Source organism: Chryseobacterium gossypii, assembly GCF_041361455.1.
Classification (GTDB): Bacteria; Bacteroidota; Bacteroidia; order Flavobacteriales; family Weeksellaceae; genus Chryseobacterium; species Chryseobacterium gossypii.
In genome coordinates this window covers 1-19,228 of the sequence record NZ_JBGCUR010000009.1, presented here as the reverse complement: position 1 = coordinate 19,228, position 19,228 = coordinate 1, and the positions used below count along the sequence as shown (strand labels likewise).

Below are 19,228 nucleotides of genomic sequence, written 5' to 3'. Positions count from 1 at the left end.
TTTCATTTAGATTTCAGAATAATGCACCTTGTACTTTTTCATAAAAAGATAGTAGAATAAAGTAAAAAGTATAATTCCGACTGTTAATATAATCCACTCAGAAACGTGTAACGCCTCTGAAAAGCTTTCATTTTTCGTATAGGTAATCAGTAATGATGAACACAGGTTATTAAACCCGTGAAGCAGCATAGGCAACAATAATGATTTTGTTTTGTAATAAACTACCCCAAGAACACATCCCAACAGCACTGCTCCTACAAATTGCCACGGGTTGCCGTGCACCAGCCCGAAAATAATAGCCGCATACAGAATGGCCCTTCCAGGCTTCACTCCTTTATTGATCAGCCCTTTCTGAATAATGCCTCTGAAGATGATCTCTTCAAAAACCGGCGCCATAATCACTGTGGTCATAAACATCACCACCTTATCATTGGTAATCTGATCCATCAATTGGGTAAAAAATTCATAATATTTCCCCCAGAATGGCCCTGTAACAGGAATTTGTGCTGTAATAAATTCTCCGATGAACATCATTCCCAGCATCATGGGAAAAATAAGAACATAGGTATAGAAATTTGTAGATGAAAAATTAAAGTTCAATTTCTTCTTTGTGGTGGGCCTGACAATGAAAAAGTCAAAAAAAGCAATGGCCGTTAAAAATCCGGCTGCATTCATAAGCATGAAAAACCAGTCTTTATACTGCAGGTTTATTTTAAAGACAAGCATCCAGAAAACATTCAGAAAAGAGACAAATGTTGTTCCTACGAACAAGCCTATCAATAAAATAAGGCCACCGATCCAGGTAAAGGTAAATTTCGGGTATTTACTGTTTTCCATTAATTTAAAACTTTGTCAAATATAATTATTTGTATGTATACTGTTCACATTTCCCACCGGGAACAATTCCGTTCGCGTCCGGATCAGCTACGCCCGGTCATTGTTAATGAATCAGCTCAGCGCAATGTCCCCGGATCCCGGTATTGCTGTAAAAACTTTAACAAAGATAATCGTTAAAAATATGCCGTCAAACAAAAACCCAGCCTTTGCAAGACCTAAAGGCCTCATTTTTCAGAAAGTTTTCATTTTTTAATAAAAAATCACGATTTTTGCAACCTCAAAATACACTATGTCAGACTTAATCAAAGAAATAGAAAAAAGAAAGACTTTCGGAATTATTTCCCACCCCGATGCCGGAAAAACCACCCTTACGGAAAAATTGCTACTTTTCGGGGGAGCCATCCAGGAGGCGGGTGCGGTAAAGTCCAACAAAATAAAAAAAGGAGCTACTTCCGACTTTATGGAGATTGAACGACAGAGAGGGATCTCTGTGGCAACTTCCGTATTGGCCTTTGAATATAAAGGGCATAAAATCAATATCCTGGATACCCCGGGACACAAGGATTTCGCAGAGGACACCTACAGGACCTTGACCGCTGTTGATTCTGTAATTGTTGTAATTGACGTTGCCAAAGGGGTTGAGGAACAGACTGAAAAGCTGGTTCAGGTATGCAGAATGAGAAATATCCCAATGCTTGTTTTTATCAATAAGCTTGACCGTGAAGGAAAGGATGCCTTCGATCTTCTGGATGAAGTGGAACAGAAATTAGGGCTAAGTGTAGTGCCTCTTTCTCTTCCTATAGGTATGGGAAGTGACTTTCAGGGGATTTACAACATCTGGGAAAATAATATCCAGTTGTTTCTGGAAGAAAAAAAGCAAAAAGTGGGAGAATCCATCACTTTTGATGACATTAATGATCCTGCAATAGACGAGGCTATCGGACCGAAAGCCGCACAAACCTTACGTGATGAGCTTGAGCTGGTGCAATCTGTTTACCCCGAGTTCAGCCGGGAAGATTATATGAAGGGCGATTTGCAACCTGTTTTCTTTGGTTCAGCACTAAATAATTTCGGAGTACGGGAATTATTGGATGCCTTTATTGAAATTGCTCCCATGCCACAGCCGAAAGAAAGCGACATACGTCTGGTAAAGCCCGAAGAGAATAATTTTACGGGATTTGTTTTCAAGATCCACGCGAATATGGACCCTAAGCACAGGGACAGACTGGCCTTCGTGAAAATTGTTTCCGGAACTTTTAAACGAAATGAAAATTATCTGCTGGTAAGAGAAGGTAAAAAAATGAAATTTTCATCCCCAAATGCTTTCTTTGCAGACAAGAAAGAAGTTGTAGACGAAAGTTTCCCGGGTGATATCGTAGGCCTTCATGATACGGGGAGCTTCAGGATCGGTGATACTTTAACGAGTGGGGAGAAACTAAATTTCAAGGGTATTCCCAGCTTTTCTCCGGAACATTTCCGCTATATCAACAATGCAGATCCTTTAAAAGCCAAACAACTGGCCAAAGGCATAGACCAGCTGATGGATGAGGGGGTAGCCCAGCTGTTCACACTGGAAATGAACGGCAGAAAGATCATAGGTACCGTAGGAGCCCTCCAGTACGAGGTCATCCAATACCGTCTGGAACATGAATATGGTGCTAAATGTACCTATGAGCCGCTTTCCATGCACAAAGCCTGTTGGGTGGAGGCTGATGAGAAGTCTGAAGAATTTAAAGAATTTGCAAGGCTTAAACAGAGGTTCTTAGCCCGGGATAAGTACAACCAGCTGGTATTTTTGGCAGATTCCTCCTTCACCATCCATATGACGCAGGAAAAATTTCCTAATGTGAAGCTGCATTTCATCAGCGAATTTCAAAATAATTAATCAGCATTAAATACATCATTTATAAAATCCGCAGGAGATTCTTGCGGATTTTTTTTGAAAAATTATCTGAAAATCTTTGTAAATCCTTTGTAAAATAAGTTTAAGTACCTGGCTTTCTTACGAATCCGATTTTACCAATATAATACTCTTTATTTACAAATACACTCCGGATTCCACGTCTAACTTTACCCCATCAAAAATTAATATTTATGAAAAAATTCATTTTACTTATTGCCGTATCAGGCAGTTTCATCATGTGCAAAAAGGGAGAAGTTTCACAATCCGGTTTGGCAAATTCCGCAGACAGTGCAGTATCAGATGTTGTTGAAAATATGAATGATATCCGCAATACCGCAAGTACTGTTCTGGATTCCGCTCATGTAAGAATAAAAGATTTTGACAGCACTACCACAGGCATCAGGAAAAAGCTTGAAGCCACCTCAAAAAGCATAGATTCTTTATCGGATAAAATCGCTGTGACAAAGCTGGAATCCAAAACCGGGAAAAAGGATTCAGCCCATGAAAACAGGAAGACTGCAGTAAATATTCCTGCTACCAGAGTCATCAAGGAAACGAAAGTCATTTATAAAGAAAAGTCCGGAAATGAAAGCGATGAACCGGCACCAAAGGATAAAATGATAAAAACCGGCACGCTGGAACTGACCGTGAATGATGCAGAAACCGCAAAGGAAACCGTAAAGGAAGAAGTTCTGAAATATGATGGCTTTATCAGAAGTGAAAATATTTCCCTCAATAATAATGACAGGAAAATCGCCTATCTGAAAATAAAAGTCCCTATTCAGAAATTTGAATACCTGATGGATGAGATCAGCTATAACATCGGTAAAGTTGAAAATAAAGGAATTGAAGTTTCCGGGCAGAGCTTGGTACAGAACACCATGTGTGAGGTAGATATAACTCTTTACGAAACTGATGAGGCCTACGCAAAAAGTGATGAGCCCAAAACCTTTAGCGATAAATCCTGGGCTGCCATTTCTTCAGGCTGGAATGTCATTACTTCGATCTTTCTTTTTCTGCTTCCTTTCTGGCCTTTATTTTTACTGGCAGGAGCAGGATATTATTTTTATAAAAGAAAGGCAAGATCTGCCAACGGACATTCCAATCAATAGTATTGTATTGTGGTTTGTGTATGACAAAGGCTCCCGGATCGGGAGCCTTTGTCTACTATTTCATATTCACTATTCTGTCTACTACATACCTGGTATTTCCCCGCCATGGCAGGGCTCCGTTGTATTCCTTATAATGGAGATCAAAGGTTTTTCCGCTGTTCATTTCCAGTTGCCTGAAGATCTGTGGATCCTCCACTGAAAATTCAAATTCATAGCTGGTAATGGTACCGGTTTTCCCTCTGCCGAAGCCTTCCTGGATCAGCTTACCTTCATAGGTTTTAAAGATGTAGCCTTTCTTTATGGCATAATTCAGGTAACCTGATTTCACGCCTTCCCCGAACACGAAGAAATATTTATACCAGACGAATACGCCCAGTAACAAGAGGATAACACCAAGACTGATCCACAGGTATTTCATAGCTTGATTTTAACAGTTACTTTGCAATGCTTCTTGAGATCACTATTTTCTGGATCTCGGAAGTTCCTTCATAGATCTGGGTGATTTTGGCATCTCTCATCAGTCTTTCTACATGATATTCCTTCACATAGCCATATCCTCCATGGATCTGTACAGCTTCAATGGTAGTATCCATGGCCACCTGAGAAGCATATAATTTTGCCATGGCCCCGCTTTCGGAAATATCCTTTCCTGCATCCTTTTCAGTTGCAGCCTTGAAGCAGAGCATTCTTGCGGCAGTGATCTGCGTAGCCATATCAGCCAGTTTGAACGCTACGGCCTGGTGGTTAATGATCTCCGTTTTGAAAGCTTTTCTCGTTTTAGCATATTTCAAAGCTAATTCATAAGCTCCGGAAGCAATACCTAAAGCCTGGGAAGCAATACCTATTCTTCCCCCGTTCAATACAGCCATTGCGAAGTTGAATCCGAAGCCGTCTTCGCCGATCCTGTTTTCTTTCGGTACCTTCACATTATTGAAAATCAATGAGTGTGTATCACTACCCCTGATGCCCAACTTGTCTTCCTTCGGCCCGATCTCGAAGCCTTCCCATCCTCTTTCCACAATAAATGCATTAATTCCTTTATGCTTTTTTTCAGGATCTGTCTGGGCTATTACAATATAGTAAGATGCAGTTCCACCGTTGGTGATCCAGTTTTTAATCCCGTTCAAAAGATAATAGTCTCCTTTATCTTCGGCGGTAGTTTTTTGTGAGGTGGCATCAGAACCTGCTTCAGGTTCAGATAATGCAAATGCGCCGATCACCTGGCCGCTCGCCAAAGGAACAAGATATTTTTGCTTTTGTTCTTCGGAAGCAAATTTTTCAAGCCCCGCACAAACCAATGAGTTGTTTACAGACATTACAACAGCTGCGGAAGCATCCACTTTAGCGATCTCCTCCATAGCCAAAACGTAAGAAACGCTGTCCATACCGGCACCGCCGTATTTAGGATCCACCATCATTCCCAAAAGTCCCATTTCACCCATTTTCTTTACCTGCTCTGCGGGAAACTTCTGATCGCGGTCTCTTTCTATTACTCCCGGTAATAATTCGTTTTGTGCAAAATCCCTTGCTGCCTGCTGAATCATCAGCTGTTCTTCCGATAAATTAAAGTCCATAAAAATTTAATAATTAGATGGTCGCTAATTTACACTTTTTAGGTAAATCTGGAAAATAGTATCTAAAATTCATGGGCAGAGGCCGGCAAAAACATCGCTCCGGTCCTGTTTAAATGTCACTTGGCCATAACGGATATGGTCATGTCTTTTCTTTTCACAGGATCTGAAATGACTGTCTTTTCCCGGAAGGCCTGATTGTTATGGTAAGCATTCAACTCACACTTAATTACCGGATTCTAATTTCTTTAATTAAAAAAAATGCTTATATTTAAAATTCTTTAAACTATGTTCAAAAATCATGACGATTAAAAGATTATTTGATATCCCCCAATATGCTTTGGAAAAATTTCCGAAAAACGATATGTTCGTAACCAAATATCATGGGGAATGGAAAAAGACCTCAACTCAGGAGTTCATCAATGAAGGAAACAAGATATCAAGAGGACTTTTAAAACTGGGGATAAAACCCGGAGACAAAATAGCATTGATCACAACCAATTCACGTACAGAATGGGCCATCATGGATCTGGGGCTTTCCCAGATCGGGGTTGTTTCCGTTCCCGTATATCCCAATATCTCTCCTGAAGATTATGAGTTCATCTTTAACAACGCCGAAATAAAATATTGTTTCGTCTCTGATAAGGATCTCCTGGCTAAGGTAATGAAAGTAAAACATAATATCCCTTCTTTACAGGGGGTCTTCACTTTTGATAATATAAGCGGAGCGGCCAACTGGAGGGAAATCCTGGATCTGGGCGAGGATGATTCCACCCAGATTGAAGTGGAAGATCTGGCCAAAACGATTAATCCTGAAGATCTGGCCACGATCATCTATACTTCCGGCACTACCGGCAAACCGAAAGGCGTGATGCTTACCCATCACAATATTGTCTCCAACGTGCTGGGTTCCATACCAAGAATACCCAGGAAAAAGAATCTTGATTACAAAGATATAAGGGTCTTAAGCTTTCTTCCCATCTGCCATATTTTTGAACGGATGCTTTTTTATCTTTTCCAATATAGCGGGTTTTCTGTTTATTTTGCGGAAAGTATTGATAAGATGGGAGAAAATGTGAAAGAAGTAAAACCTCATTACATGAGCGTGGTTCCAAGACTGGTGGAAAAGGTTTATGATAAAATTTACAACACAGGAGCTTCTGCCGGAGGCTTAAAATCAAAGATTTTCTTCTGGGCTTTAAATCTGATCAATAAGAAAAAGGGAATTTCCAAACCGTCCGGTTTAGGAGAAATTATTGCTGATAAACTGGTATTTTCCAAATGGAGAGAAGGGCTAGGAGGAGAAATCATCACTCTGGTTTCAGGTTCTGCCGCCTTGTCCATCCGGCTAAATACACTATTCCAAAACGCGGGAATCCCTATCCTGGAAGGTTATGGCTTAACGGAAACCTCTCCGGTAATTTCCGTAAACAGCTTTGAAAAAATGAAAATCGGTACCGTGGGATTACCTTTGGATAATCTGGACGTTAAGATCCAGGAAGACGGTGAAATCACCGTAAAAGGCCCGTCTGTTTTCATAGGATACTTCAAAAATGAAGAAATGACAAAAGAGGCATTTACCGAGGACGGATATTTTAAAACAGGAGATATCGGGCATATCGACAGCGACGGCTTTCTGCAGATCACGGATCGTAAAAAAGAAATGTTCAAGACATCAGGCGGGAAGTATATTGCCCCTCAGACAGTTGAAAACCTGGCAAAGGCTTCCAAATTTATTGAGCAGATCATGGTAGTAGGTGATGGCGAAAAAATGCCTTGCGCACTGATTCAGCCGGATTTTGAATTTGCAAAGAGCTGGGCGATGAGAAATAACCTTAATATTGGCTCCACACCGGAAGAAATTTCTAAAAGCCCTGAATTAAAGGAAAGAATAGAGAAAGAGATAGACAATATCAACGAACACCTGGGTAACTGGGAAAAAATCAAGAAAATCGAACTGACGCCTGAGACATGGAATGTGGAAAACGGTCTTCTGACTCCCACTTTAAAGCTGAAAAGAAAAGCTATCAAAGAGAGGTTTATTGATCTTTATAATAAAATGTATGAGCATCACGAATAATCTTCCAAAAGGATTATATAACAAATAAACCGATCCAATGATGGATCGGTTTATTTGTTATATTTCCGACGCGACAATTGAAATCATCATAATAGAAAAGGAAGACGAATAAGCCCACAGATTTTCAATAAGATCAACCGGTTGCCGAATATTTTTATTATCTTAAAAACAGGCTGAAATAATGATCTCAAAAGAACTGGATTCCGTTATAATCCGATAAAAAACGGGACAGAAAAATTTCTGTCCCGTTTGTATTTTATTTGTAATTAAAATCAGAATTTAATCACAGATTTCATTTTTTCAGTTTCCTCCATTACCAGCTCATCATCAACCAGGATCTTACCTGAATGCTCATCAATGATAATTTTCTTTCTCTGGGCAATTTCCATTTGCTTCTGAGGCGGAATTGTAAAAAAGGAACCTTTTGGAGCACCTCTTTCCAATCCTACTACGGCAAGTCCGTTTACAGAGTTGTTTCTGATCCTGTTATAGGAAGCCAACAGTCTGTCATCAATTTTAGCCGCAAATTCTTTCGACTGCTCTATAAGGTATTCTTCTTCTTTCTGTGTTTCGGCAATCAGCCCTTCCAGTTCGTCCTTTTTAAACTTCAGGTGGCTCTTAAGTTCGTCGATCTTTGCATTCAGATCGTTTAACGTCTCATTTTTATGAGCGATTTTAGCCCCGAACTCTTTAATTCTTTTTTCTGCAAGCTGAATTTCAAGTTCCTGATATTCAATTTCTTTACCTAAAGCTTCAAACTCTTTGTTGTTTCTTACATTATCTTGCTGAGATTTGTATTTCTCAATTAAGGTTTTCGCATGGTTGATTACTTCATGCTTTGTTTTGATCTGGTCTTCCTGATCTTTGATATCCGCATGAAATTTTTCAGCTCTTTTTTCAAGCCCTTCAATCTCAATTTCAAGATCTTCTACCTCGATTGGCAATTCTCCTCTTGTATTTCGGATTTCATCCAATCTCGAATCAATGATCTGCAAATCGTATAAAGCTCTTAGTTTCTCTTCAACTGAAATATCGTTGGTTTTTGCCATATCTAAAGGAAATAATTTACTGGGTTTGTTTTTTCGTTAGATTTTGAGATTGCAAATGTACTAAATTTTTGTGACAAAATTTCAAATAATTGTTGAGTTACAAATTGTTCTGATTCATAATGCCCTATGTCACAAATCAACATTTTAGATTCCGCCAGAAAGAAGTCATGGTATTTAACATCTCCTGTGAGGTAGGCATCACATTTTTGAGACAAAGCGGATTTAATACCACTGGCTCCGGAGCCACCCAAAACGCCTACTTTTCTTATTTTTTTATGAGTGAATGGGGAATGCCTGATAATTTCCAGATTGAATTTTTCTTTCACCAGCTGCAAGAAATCCTTTTCATCCATATCCTGTTCCAGCACTCCATACATGCCCAATCCGGCATACTGGTTCTCATTCTCCAGGTGATAGACTTGGTAAGCAACCTCTTCATAAGGGTGTGCGGACTTCATTGCCGAAATGATTCTTCCCTGCTTATAGCCTTCGAAGATCACAGAAATCATGTTTTCATCAGCATTCTCACGAATGTTCTGTTGGCCTGAAAAGGGATTTGAGCCTTCAACCGGTCTGAATGTGCCATTACCCCCGACGGTGAAACTGCATTCATCATAGAATCCGATACTCCCTGCTCCGGCTGAGAAAAGGGCTTCCTTTACCTGCTCTGTATACTCTTCAGGAACAAAAACTGTCAACTGTTTTAAATTATCTTTTTTAGGCTGAAGAATCTTTATGTCTTTCAGGCCAAGCCGGTTGCAGATTCCGGCATTTACTCCGAAGAAATCATTATCAAACGCCGTATGAATGGCATAGATCGCCACTTTATGCTCAATGGCCTTTAAGACCGCTCTTTCCACATAATTTTTCCCGGTCAGTGATTTCAATCCTGAAAATATGATGGGATGAAAACATACGATAAGATTGCAATTTTTCCGGATCGCTTCCTCCACCACATTTTCCAGGGCATCATGGCAAACCAGTATGCCGCTTACATTGCGGTCCGGGACTCCACACAATAAACCTACATTATCAAACTCTTCTGCCTGCTGAAGCGGGATCCGTTCTTCTATTTTTGAAATTACTTCGCTTATTGTCATTTTATTATGTATGTTTGTTACGAAAATAGGGATAATTTGTTAATTTAAAAAACTCGCAAATGGAAAGAGAGCACAATCTTATTCCTGAAGATACACTTTGGAAAAGGTTCCTGTACAGAGTAATTTACCGGTCTGACACCCGGCTCGGGAAATTGTTCGACATCGTTTTATTATCCTTGATCCTGATAAGTACTGCCATCATCATGATGGAAAGTGTACATAAACTGGATGAGAGGTTTCACAACACTTTCCTTGTACTTGAATGGATCATATCCATATTTTTTAGCATTGAGTACCTGATGCGGATTGCTGTTGTGAAAAACAAGAGAAACTATATTTTCAGCTTTTTCGGGATCATAGATTTTCTGGCGCTGGTTCCTTTTTACTTAAGTTTTTTCTTTCCGGTTACCAAATATTTTTTAATTTTCAGAATGCTGAGAATGCTGCGGATATTCAGGATCTTCAATCTCCTGGATTTTATGAATGACGGTTATCTCATCGTAAGAGCTTTAAAAAACAGCTCAAGAAAGATCTATATTTTCCTCTTGTTCCTAATCATCTTTTCGGTAATTGTAGGTTCCATGATGTTCATGGTGGAAGGAGGAAGACCTGGTTTTGAAACCATTCCGCAATCTATTTACTGGGCGGTGGTTACTGTAACTACCGTGGGATATGGAGACGTATCGCCCATTACTCCTATGGGAAAATTTTTTGCTGTTGTGCTTATGCTTGCAGGTTATTCCATTATCGCCGTTCCTACAGGGATTGTAACAGCCGAAATGAGAAATAAAAGACAGAACCTGGAAAAGGTATGCGACCGGTGCGGGAATGATGATATTGATGATGATGCCAGGTATTGCAAACAATGTGGCAAGAAATTAGCATGATGCTTACTATCAATTTTTAACTTATTAACCAAATACACAAAAATCATGGAACCAAAAAAGAAAAATAAGCCAAACAGTTTAGTCGTTATTCTTTTCTCCTTAATTGTACTGATGGTAATTGTTTATTTCATCCTTGTGACATTTTTCCCCGCCGTATTTTCTAATCTGAATACGGGAGATCTGCAGCCTGTTCCAGATAAATAAAAACAATATAAAAGAGGGTAGCAGACTGCTACCCTCTTCCGTTGATATTGATAATATCTTTTCTATTTTCTGATCATTTTTGAAGCCTGTTTGGAACCATCCTTCATATTCAGCGTCACCAAATACAATCCCGATTTTAAATCTCCTACATGAAGGGTTGAGGCCGGATTCGTGATTGTTTTTACCAGCCTGCCGGACATATCTGAAATGACAACTGATTTCACCTTTGAAATATCCGGGATGTTCAATGTTTCAGTGAACGGATTCGGATATAATCTGATATTATTCTTACTACCCGACACCTCAGCTGTTGCCAATGTATTTTTAGTAATATTGATGGTGAAGGTACCTTCCAGCTCATCGGAGTATCCGCTGTAATGTCCTACATTGATGTAGTAAACCGTACCCGGCATAGTCGAGAATGAAATGGTCTCGGTATCTCCCTGTCCTTCATCATCTACCGTTCCTTCACAAACCAGGCTGCCACAGCTTCCCGTATACACTCCTATCTGAGGATCGAAATTACTGCCTGCTGGCATTTCCACTGATACGTTGAATATATCTCCGTCCCCTGTAAATGTAAACCATGTACCGTCATTCATTTCATTATCACTACAAGCAGTTACAAATCCCGAATTATTGGTAGCACCAGCAGCATCTGTCTGTACGTAGGTATACGGAAATGCGGTTGCAGATAAGGCGCCTGAACAATCATCGTTTAACGGAGGAGGCGGGAACGTTCCTACACATATGTCAAAGCTCTGATTGCTTCCTGCGTCATAATAGCTGTAAACCCTGATATAATATGTATCCCCTACTGTAAGGTTATTAATGACCGCTGAAGGAGGATCTGAGCATAATATACTCGTCAGATTACCACAGGCCCCGCTGAATACCTGAAAATAGGTATCCGTATCATCCATGGTACTGCCTATGGAAACAACGTTATTAAGGGAAATCTGATGGGTGGTAGATGTAGCAACAAATTTATACCATACATCATCATCCGGGTCACCATAGCAAGGATCAGGGATCAGACCGGAATCAGTAGCTCCTATCGTATAGCCTGAAGTTACATTTCCACAATTGAGATCAGGATTCACGGTTAATGTAATTGCGTCTGAACAATCATCATTAATTGGCGGAGGAGGCACCGTAGTGAACATCGTTTGGCTACAGCCTGCTGATTCGCCACCCGGCCCTACAGCCACTACTTTCAGATAATAAGCAGTATTTGGCAAAAGAGCCGTGGAAGGGATAAAACTGGTTGTTGTTACGGGTTCTTGGTTAACTACATCCGTTCCTCCCGGAGTTGTCCCGATGGATACTTTATATCCTGTAGCATTCGGTGAAGGATTCCAGAGAATATTTGGGGATAAAGGGATGAAAATATCGTTATCAGCGGGGTAAGTTATCACGGGACATGCCGGAAGCGTGCTTTCCGTAAGCCCTTCGATAGTAATTACCGACTTATAGGAGACCCTGTTCCCATCCATTGGGGCAGCAGGATCAGGATTATCATTATCATTCCTGAAATACATTGATGCGTTGGATGCGCCATTATATACATAAAAAACCTCATTATAATTATTCTCATCATAGCCAGCAGAATTTTCTTCTGCTGCCAGCACCAGATTATCCGTATTATTATAAGGAAAAGGGGCAGCAAATGTGATCTCCACTACTCCATTGGCATTGGTAACAGTTCCGGAATAAACCTGTGTAAGCTGTGAAACGGGTATCCAATCTGAATCTGATGTAAAAGAGGTCTTCGTTGTGTGCCCTAAATACACCACCCAGTCCGAAGAATTCATAAGAGACATTGCAGGATCCAGATAAAATTTAAGTCCTGTAATATTTCCTGCCGCGTTCGCATTAATTTCCTGTTTTGTGAAAATCTGCTGAACGTAAGAGTATCCGTAATAAGTACTTATTGGAGCTACCCCAACGTCTGTACTTCCTGTACCCAAATTGATTTGGGCGGTTAATGTGATGCTTATCGTCAGTAAACATGAAAGTAAAAATTTTACCATAGATTAATATTTTGAATTATACATAAAATTACCAATAAACTTTTAAATAATTCACATAAAGCTCTTATTTAACTAAAAAAAATAGCGGCTAAGAATTTAGCCGCTATTATTATTTATAATAATTATCAGAAATTATTTTTTGATCGCTTTTATCGCTTGTTTTGAGCCATCTTTCATTTCCATTGTTATCAGATACATACCTGATTTCAATTCTGCCAGATAAAGGGCTGAAGCCGGATTGGCAATGGTTTTCACCAGTCTTCCTGCCATATCGGTGATCAGAACATTTTTCACTTTAGCCGCATCAGAAATGTTCAATACTTCCGCAAACGGATTCGGATACACCTTAATGTTATCTTTAGCCACTGAAATATCATGGGTTGCCAGCGCACTTGCATCATAAGCTGAAATCTGGAATTGTCCGTCAAACACGCTGCTGTTACTCCATCTCCAAACGCTGATCAATAATACCGTTCCAGGTGTTTGTCCGGTTAGAGTAAGTTTTGAGAAATTACCGTCACCAGTGTCATCATCACACCCTGCTTCAACTAAAGCTCCGCAAGAGCCTGTGAATGCATTAATCACAGAGTCTGTATATTGCGATCCTGTAACGGATTTGGTTTCGATCGTAAGGTTTCCTGATGCAGGCACTGTCACAGAATACCAAACGTTGTTGTTCGCATTTGTCTGACATGACAGCGGTGTTTCATCAGAAGTTGCTCCAACGTTGGTTCCAACTATAGCGTTTGATTCAAAAGTAGTACCTACAGTCAATTCGACTGGCGCACTACAGTTATCATTGGTAATACTTGTTGAAGCTATGTATGGACCCACCCAGGTACTCTGATCAGTTGAGCTACAATGAGATCTTACCCATACATAATATGAAGTAGCTGCCGTAAGATTAGACAATGTCTGTGTGGTACCGCTTACTCCTGTATAGTTCGGAGTTGTAGTGGAAGTAGGCGCTGTGTTTGTTGTGTCATAATATACATCATAACCACCTGCAGGTGCCGAAGCAGGAGCCGTCCAGGAGATATCCACAGATCCGGTGGTTGCATTGGCTGATGTTATAGCCGATGGTTCCAGACATGTAGGGGCCACCTGTAATTGGAAATCATCAACACCTAAATACCAAGGCGCACTTGTAGAAGAAACATTCAGTCCGAAATAATAATTACCGGTTGTAGCTGGTGTATATACCACTTTATATTGGGTATAAGAGCTTGTTCCCTGAGTTGATGTGATAAATGTACCGATCGTAGTAGCTCCGGCTGTATCCGCGGTGGTATTTACCTGAACATCTCCTGAAAATCCTACATACGAACTGGAAGTTCCGTTGGTATTATAATAGAATGAAAATTCATACGTGGTACCTGCCGTTAAAGCAAAAGCAGGAGTCCAAAGCTGGCTTGCCACTGTATTTCCATAAGCAATAGACATATAATTAGGCGTTGATTTCGGCGCATTATATGAAGTTGATGAACTGTTCATTGAAGCCCAGCTCTTAGTACCCGCCACTTGTGTCCAGCAAGTCTGCACTACACCTGAACCTACATTTGACATATTGTCAAAGTTTTCAGTCCATGGAAGCGTAGAGATCGCGCCTGTACATAAGGTTGTAAAACTTCTTTCAGAACAGCTTGCTGAAGTATTATTAGGAGTATAGGCATTTACCGTGTAATAATATTTGGTAGATGAAGCCAAGGCTGTGGTAAATGTATAAGAAGTAACATTTCCTAAATCAACATTGTTTAATACATCTGTTCCTCCGGCAGTAGTACCAACAGATATCCTGTATCCGGTAGCATCGGTCACAGCATCCCATGTAATTGTAGGAGTCAGAGGCATACTTGTTGCATTCGCTGCTGGGGCTGTCACTGTAGGACAAGTAATATTTTTAGTAGTAAAGTCTCTTTCGGAGCAGCCTGTTGATGATCCGTTCGCATTATATGAGCTAAGCGTATAGAAGTACTGCTTACCATACAATAACGGAGTACTTAAAGTATAGGTGGTAACGTTTCCAAGATCCACATTATTCATCACATCTGTTCCTCCGGATGTAGTACCAATGGACAATCTGTATCCTGTCGCATTGGAAACAGCATTCCAGTCAAATGTCGGGGTAACAGATACCCCTGTAGCAGAAACAGATGGAGATGTTACACCAGGGCACACAGGCAGGGCACTTGCCTCCAATCCCATAATGGTAACGATGGATTTGTTTGCTGTACGTGATCCTGTAGGAAGTGTGCCATTAGGATCAGGATTTGTTGTATCGCTTCTGTAATACAAAGTACTGTTGGAAGCGGAAGAATAAACATACATGGCTTCTGAAGATCCGTTGGAATCATAATCAGCCTTGTTTTCTTCGGCCGCGATCACCAGGTTATCGGTATTATTATAGGCAAAAGGAGTGCTTAAAGTTATTTCAACAACTCCTGCATTGTTGGTAACCGTTCCGTTGAAAACCTGCGTTAGTTCAGATAACGGGATCCAGTCTGAAGTGGAAGTAAAAGAGGTTTTTGTGGTATGTCCCAGATACACTACCCAGGAATCCGAATTGGTAAGCGTAGCATTCGGGGAAAGGTAAAACTTAAGTCCCGTAATGTTTCCGGCCGCATTAGCATTAATTTCCGTTTTTGGGAAAATCTGCTGTACATATGAATAACCGTAATAGGTGCTAACAGGAGCCGGTCCTTTATTGGTCCCCGACCCCAGGGTGATTTGTGCGGATATGCTAATTCCCAGCAATATCCAACACATCAGTAGAAGTTTTTTCATACTCAGTAAATTAAAATTAGTGGGTAAAAGTAATAAATAAATTTAATTAATATCAAGCAATAATGTATTTTTTTACAAACATAAACCTAAAAAGCATTAAAATATTAAATAAAACCAAACAAACATTTGATTTTAATAATTTATTCTCAATATGTTGATTTAATTTTAAATATTGATTACCAATTATTTATAACCGGTCATTATTGTGAAAACAGTTATCAAAGAACTGTATTTAACATAAAAAAATTTCAATAAAAAGCTTTATAAATAAAAAATAGCAGCCAAAAAATGGCTGCTATTATCAATTATGTTTTACTGAGTTATTTTTTAATGACTTTAATAGTCTGCTTAGTACCATCCTTCATTTCAAGGGTAAGCAGGTACATTCCTGAATTCAGATCACTTAAATGGAGAGCCGAATCAGGGTTTACAATAGTTTTCACCAATCTTCCCGCAACATCATTTACTGAAACAGATTTCACACGGGCTATATCTGAAATATTCAGCACATCCGTAAATGGATTAGGATATACTATAATATTATTTTTAGCTCCTGAGACCTCTGAAGTAGCCAGGTTAGGGTTTTGTTTTACTTCCAGATTATCCAGGAGTACGTCATCATAGAAATATCCGTTGCCGTTTACGTTCTTATCTACAGTAAATCTCACCTGGATTGTCGCTCCTACATATGAAGGTGCCAGAGCAATTCCCACAGGTCTCCACTGATTGGAGTTGGAAGTATCACTGAAGATCGTCGTCCATCCGCTACCATCATTTACTTCAACAGTAAGTTTGTTATCATCATAAGAAGAAGGAGATACTGTCGTGGAAGTTGACGTTGAATGATTTTTGAACCATTCAAAAGATACATATGGCTCTGTAAGACCTGTCAGATTGATAGGAGGAGTAATCAGTTCTACCGTATTGGCACCAGCTCCGCTGTATGGCGAGCTTGCATCTACCCAGGCGTAGGTACCTGCAGGTCTGCCGTTATTGGCTGTATTGGCGCCGTAATCCGCACTGCCGGTAAACTTCCAGAAAAGGTTAGCAGAAGTGCTGGTTGCTGTCGGGTTAACATTTTCCCAACAGTTTGGAACCGCTCCATTGTCAAAGTTTTGAGAGAAAGGAGCCATAACCGCCGCACAGGCCGTGCTGAATGTTCCATAAGAAGACCATGCACTCTTATCGGTAGCACTGCACACAGATCTTACCCATACAAAATAGGTTGTGGCGGGCGACAATGAAGACAGTGAAGCCGATGTACCGGTGCTTGTTCCAGAAGGTGTTACCGTAGCATCAGGAGCTGTATTGTTGGTTGAATAATAGTATTCATATCCGTTTGCAGGTGCGGCAGCAGGAGCTGTCCACGAAATATCAGCCGTAGCGGTTGTCACATTGGACGATGATATTCCTGTAGGTGCAAAGCAGCTAGGTGCCTGCTCCCAATAAACATCATCCCAGTAATAAGATTTACTGTCGGCAGCATTTCTTATGGCAAGTCTTGCATTGGCAGGAACGGTTGCCGGTACCGGAACTGTATATTCTGCACCGGAAACGGTGTAAGAAGTATTATTGATCGTTAGTGTCTGTAAAGCAACGAAAGTATTGGAATCATTGATGTCCGTTACATATCCTACATCAAGGGCACCAGGTGCTCCTGAAGAAACTCTTGCTTTGAATCTGAGCCAATGAGTTCCGGCACTGATATTACTGAACTCCGGCAATACAACAATAACAGGAGACTGCGAAGAAGATGCATACTGATAAATATTTCTGGTGCCTGAAGCAGGTGTTGTGCTTGTAATTGTCTGTGAGCCTGTTCCGGTCATTCTGTACCAGCAAGCAGGGACAATGCTGCCTGTAGTATAGCTGTCAAAATTTTCATACAGATCCGTCATCGGAGCACATGCCGTCAGGAATGTGCCATAAGAAGACCATGCGCTTCTGTCTGTGGCGCTGCATACGGATCTCACCCACACATAATAGGTAGTGGCAGGAGACAATCCTGATAATGATGCGGTAGTGGAAGTACTGGATCCCATAGGTGTTGTAGTAGCAACAGGATCTGTATTACTGGTCGAATAATAATATTCATAGCCGCTGCCAGGTGCTGTGGAAGGCGCCATCCAAGAAATATCAGCGGTATTTGCCGTTATACCGGATGCAACAACCGAAGTAGGAGCAAAACAAGTAGGAGCTGGCTCCCAGTATACATCATCCCAATAATAGGATTTGCCATCAGCAGCATTTCCGATTGCAAGTCTCGCATTGGCAGGAATGGTTGCCGGTATCGGAACCGTATACTCGGCACCGGAACCCGTATAAGAAGTATTATTGATTGTTAAAGCCTGCAGAACAAAAAAGGTATTAGGATCATTGATGTCCGTTACATATCCTACATTAAGGGACCCCGGAGCTCCGGAAGAAACCCTTGCCTTGAATCTTAGCCAATGGGTTCCGGCATTAACGTTACTAAACTCCGGTAAAACAACAATGATAGGATTTTGTGATGCAGTGGCATATTGGTAAATATTTCTTGTGCCTGATGCCGGTGATGTACTGGAAATAGTTTGTGAACCTGTACCGGTCATTCTGTACCAGCAGGTAGGAACGATATTTCCTGTTGCATAACTGTCAAAGTTTTCATACAAGCTGGTCATCGGACCACAAGCAGTTAAAAATGTTCCCGGCAGGTAATACCATGCGCTTTTATCCGTTGCGCTGCATACTGATCTTACCCACACATAATAAGTGGTTGCGGAAGACAATCCTGACAATGATGCCGACGGAGTTGTACTTGCTCCTGAAGGAACCGTATTGTTATCAGGTGCCGTATTGCTTGTAGAATAATAGTATTCATACCCGTTTCCAGGAGCTGAGGCTGGTGGCGTCCAGGAAATATCTGCTGTACTTGTCGTTACATTAGACGATGTAATAGCTGTAGGCGGCATGCAGCTAGGAGGATTCCCCACCTGTATGGAGAAGTCAACAAAATTCCCATAATTGCTGGGCCCACAGGCATTAATAGGAGACGTCGGGGTAACGTAACCAAGTTCGATTCTTACTCTGTAAGTACCCTGAGCCTGGCTTGAAGGAACTGAAATAACCCCGGTGTAATCGGCGGCATAAGAGGTCGTTGCAATAGGACTTTCATCTGCATCATCAAAATCAAAATCATTATTCCAGTCTATATAAACATAATACTTAGCCGTACTGGTGCTTGTCTCCAGGTGCAGCTGAATATTTCCGCCCGGATAGGAATCAACTTTCTGGGTAGAATTGTCAACATAGCTTTGATAAGATGAAGCTGAGTAATTAATACTGCTTTGATCAGTCAGAGTAATCGTTTTCAGATAATAAGACTGGCTCGACGACCCTGCAGCCGGGGTACAGTACTGGGCTTTCAATTCCCATAATGATAAGAAAAGAAAAACCAAAAGATAAAGTCTTCTCATAGGTAAATAGAATTAAGGATTAAAATTGAAGCCTAAAAATAAAAATAATTTTTTAACCGATCAAAACAAATATTTAATTTTTATTGAATAAAAATTAAAATAAATACAATATATTTACTAAATAATTAAACAAATATTTAAAAGACTAAATTTTAAAATAACCCGAGTTCGGGATAAGAATAAGAAATAAATTTGTGATAAAAAGTAATAATT

The 19,228-nt window shown here is 40.4% G+C and carries 12 protein-coding genes; 4 read left to right on the top strand and 8 right to left on the bottom strand.

Features of this window, described 5'->3' with window-relative positions:
- Positions 1 to 6: 6 nt before the first annotated feature.
- Entirely contained in the window at positions 7 to 837 is an 831-nt protein-coding gene (locus tag ABMQ40_RS07035; protein WP_370897955.1) for a CPBP family intramembrane glutamic endopeptidase, read from the bottom strand.
- A gap of 289 nt (positions 838 to 1,126) precedes the next feature.
- On the opposite strand from ABMQ40_RS07035, the gene ABMQ40_RS07030 reads away from it, so the two are divergent.
- Both ABMQ40_RS07030 and ABMQ40_RS07025 read left to right on the top strand, forming a co-directional pair.
- Positions 1,127 to 2,722, top strand: a complete 1,596-nt coding sequence (locus ABMQ40_RS07030; RefSeq protein WP_370897953.1) for a peptide chain release factor 3 — start codon at positions 1,127 to 1,129, stop codon at positions 2,720 to 2,722.
- 209 nt (positions 2,723 to 2,931) lie between these two features.
- Positions 2,932 to 3,852 (top strand): DUF4349 domain-containing protein, encoded by a 921-nt coding sequence (locus ABMQ40_RS07025; protein WP_370897951.1) that lies wholly within the window; start codon positions 2,932 to 2,934, stop codon positions 3,850 to 3,852.
- A gap of 55 nt (positions 3,853 to 3,907) precedes the next feature.
- On the opposite strand, the gene ABMQ40_RS07020 is transcribed toward ABMQ40_RS07025, so the two are convergent.
- Together ABMQ40_RS07020 and ABMQ40_RS07015 are read right to left on the bottom strand one after the other, a co-directional pair.
- Positions 3,908 to 4,270 carry a hypothetical protein gene (locus ABMQ40_RS07020; RefSeq protein WP_370897949.1) on the bottom strand — a complete coding sequence of 121 codons (363 nt, stop codon included), beginning with the start codon at positions 4,268 to 4,270 and terminating at the stop codon, positions 3,908 to 3,910.
- Positions 4,271 to 4,286: 16 nt separating this feature from the next.
- Entirely contained in the window at positions 4,287 to 5,426 is a 1,140-nt protein-coding gene (locus ABMQ40_RS07015) for an acyl-CoA dehydrogenase (RefSeq protein WP_370897947.1), read from the bottom strand.
- A 298-nt stretch (positions 5,427 to 5,724) separates the two neighbouring features.
- On the opposite strand from ABMQ40_RS07015, the gene ABMQ40_RS07010 reads away from it, so the two are divergent.
- Positions 5,725 to 7,503: an AMP-dependent synthetase/ligase gene (locus ABMQ40_RS07010; RefSeq protein ID WP_370897945.1), complete on the top strand. Its 1,779-nt coding sequence runs from the start codon at positions 5,725 to 5,727 to the stop codon at positions 7,501 to 7,503.
- A gap of 272 nt (positions 7,504 to 7,775) precedes the next feature.
- Here the strand turns inward: ABMQ40_RS07010 and ABMQ40_RS07005 are convergent, their stop codons facing one another.
- Both ABMQ40_RS07005 and ABMQ40_RS07000 read right to left on the bottom strand, forming a co-directional pair.
- Positions 7,776 to 8,552 (bottom strand): zinc ribbon domain-containing protein, encoded by a 777-nt coding sequence (locus ABMQ40_RS07005; RefSeq protein WP_370897943.1) that lies wholly within the window; start codon positions 8,550 to 8,552, stop codon positions 7,776 to 7,778.
- Between the two features lie 2 nt (positions 8,553 to 8,554).
- Positions 8,555 to 9,652, bottom strand: a complete 1,098-nt coding sequence (locus ABMQ40_RS07000) for a Nif3-like dinuclear metal center hexameric protein (protein ID WP_370897941.1) — start codon at positions 9,650 to 9,652, stop codon at positions 8,555 to 8,557.
- A gap of 59 nt (positions 9,653 to 9,711) precedes the next feature.
- Here ABMQ40_RS07000 and ABMQ40_RS06995 point away from each other — a divergent pair, with 59 nt between their 5' ends.
- A complete protein-coding gene (locus ABMQ40_RS06995; protein WP_370897939.1) occupies positions 9,712 to 10,539 on the top strand; it encodes an ion transporter in 828 nt (275 codons plus the stop codon).
- A 266-nt stretch (positions 10,540 to 10,805) separates the two neighbouring features.
- On the opposite strand, the gene ABMQ40_RS06990 is transcribed toward ABMQ40_RS06995, so the two are convergent.
- The 3 genes from ABMQ40_RS06990 to ABMQ40_RS06980 form a co-directional block, all read right to left on the bottom strand.
- Positions 10,806 to 12,776, bottom strand: coding sequence for a T9SS type A sorting domain-containing protein (locus ABMQ40_RS06990; RefSeq protein ID WP_370897937.1), 1,971 nt, complete (start codon positions 12,774 to 12,776; stop codon positions 10,806 to 10,808).
- A 132-nt stretch (positions 12,777 to 12,908) separates the two neighbouring features.
- Entirely contained in the window at positions 12,909 to 15,560 is a 2,652-nt protein-coding gene (locus ABMQ40_RS06985; protein ID WP_370897935.1) for a fibronectin type III domain-containing protein, read from the bottom strand.
- A 320-nt stretch (positions 15,561 to 15,880) separates the two neighbouring features.
- Positions 15,881 to 19,015 carry a fibronectin type III domain-containing protein gene (locus ABMQ40_RS06980; RefSeq protein ID WP_370897933.1) on the bottom strand — a complete coding sequence of 1,045 codons (3,135 nt, stop codon included), beginning with the start codon at positions 19,013 to 19,015 and terminating at the stop codon, positions 15,881 to 15,883.
- Between the last annotated feature and the right edge of the window lie 213 nt (positions 19,016 to 19,228).

What these genes read in the sequence shown, in the direction of transcription:
- ABMQ40_RS07035 (WP_370897955.1), bottom strand. Translation starts at nt 837, where the DNA reads ATGGAAAACAGTAAATACCCGAAATTTACCTTTACCTGGATCGGTGGC.
- ABMQ40_RS07030 (WP_370897953.1), top strand. Translation starts at nt 1,127, where the DNA reads ATGTCAGACTTAATCAAAGAAATAGAAAAAAGAAAGACTTTCGGAATT.
- ABMQ40_RS07025 (WP_370897951.1), top strand. Translation starts at nt 2,932, where the DNA reads ATGAAAAAATTCATTTTACTTATTGCCGTATCAGGCAGTTTCATCATG.
- ABMQ40_RS07020 (WP_370897949.1), bottom strand. Translation starts at nt 4,270, where the DNA reads ATGAAATACCTGTGGATCAGTCTTGGTGTTATCCTCTTGTTACTGGGC.
- ABMQ40_RS07015 (WP_370897947.1), bottom strand. Translation starts at nt 5,426, where the DNA reads ATGGACTTTAATTTATCGGAAGAACAGCTGATGATTCAGCAGGCAGCA.
- ABMQ40_RS07010 (WP_370897945.1), top strand. Translation starts at nt 5,725, where the DNA reads ATGACGATTAAAAGATTATTTGATATCCCCCAATATGCTTTGGAAAAA.
- ABMQ40_RS07005 (WP_370897943.1), bottom strand. Translation starts at nt 8,552, where the DNA reads ATGGCAAAAACCAACGATATTTCAGTTGAAGAGAAACTAAGAGCTTTA.
- ABMQ40_RS07000 (WP_370897941.1), bottom strand. Translation starts at nt 9,652, where the DNA reads ATGACAATAAGCGAAGTAATTTCAAAAATAGAAGAACGGATCCCGCTT.
- ABMQ40_RS06995 (WP_370897939.1), top strand. Translation starts at nt 9,712, where the DNA reads ATGGAAAGAGAGCACAATCTTATTCCTGAAGATACACTTTGGAAAAGG.
- ABMQ40_RS06990 (WP_370897937.1), bottom strand. Translation starts at nt 12,776, where the DNA reads ATGGTAAAATTTTTACTTTCATGTTTACTGACGATAAGCATCACATTA.
- ABMQ40_RS06985 (WP_370897935.1), bottom strand. Translation starts at nt 15,560, where the DNA reads ATGAAAAAACTTCTACTGATGTGTTGGATATTGCTGGGAATTAGCATA.
- ABMQ40_RS06980 (WP_370897933.1), bottom strand. Translation starts at nt 19,015, where the DNA reads ATGAGAAGACTTTATCTTTTGGTTTTTCTTTTCTTATCATTATGGGAA.